We start from the raw sequence: 694 nt of genomic DNA, 5'->3' as shown, positions 1-694 counted from the left end.
CGACCCGACGCTCGTCTCGGGCGTGTCGACCCCGAGGAGCCTGACGGTGTCAACCTCGCCGTTCGGGAACTCGACCTCCCTCGTGTCGCCGTCGACGACGCGGACGACGGTGCCGGTCCAGGCGGTGTCGTCAGGATCGTTCGGGTCGACGCCGTCGGGATTCTCGGGCGGTGATTCGAGGTCGGAGGCGGGGGCGCCGGCGCAGCCCGCTAACAGGAGGAGGACTGCGACGGCGAGCGCGGCCCAACGGGTTCTCATGCGGGTATCGTCGCCTCGGGGAGTGAAAAGTAGGGTGACCGTCCGGAAACCCGGCCGGCGAAAGTGGCGCAGCCAGTTCTCGTACTTACATCACATTCGGAATAGAGTGATTGTCCAGTTGAATTCAAGTATAACGGGTAATCTGGTTGTAAACCATTATATATGATCAAACACGACAAATCATGAACTCGATAGGTATGTATAGGGAGCTAACTACCCCCATCGTTGAGGCCCACTCCTGCGCTCTGAAGATGCCGCTGATAGAGTGGTTCCATATCTGACGCTATGGATGTCAAATATTCTTCTACATCTTCATCACTAGGCGGAGTATGCTCAATAGCGATGGACCGGTCAATACCCATGTCCATCATTTTCAATTGGGATCGCTGTATGGAGCCTCTTTCAAGCATTTTATCGAAATTCAGCATAAATGAGT

2 protein-coding genes are annotated in these 694 nt (G+C 55.5%); both read right to left on the bottom strand.

Going from position 1 to position 694, the window contains the following annotated elements; all coding sequences use genetic code 11:
• Positions 1-258 (bottom strand): thermonuclease family protein (locus DVK07_RS20305; protein WP_394338902.1); only part of this gene is annotated, 258 nt, incomplete at its 3' end.
• Between the two features lie 209 nt (positions 259-467).
• Positions 468-694 (bottom strand): hypothetical protein (locus tag DVK07_RS23940; RefSeq protein ID WP_233565560.1); only part of this gene is annotated, 227 nt, incomplete at its 5' end.

It is taken from the genome of Halorubrum sp. Atlit-26R, from assembly GCF_003666015.1.
Lineage (GTDB): Archaea > Halobacteriota > Halobacteria > Halobacteriales > Haloferacaceae > Halorubrum.
This window is presented reverse-complemented; position numbering and strand designations above follow the sequence as displayed.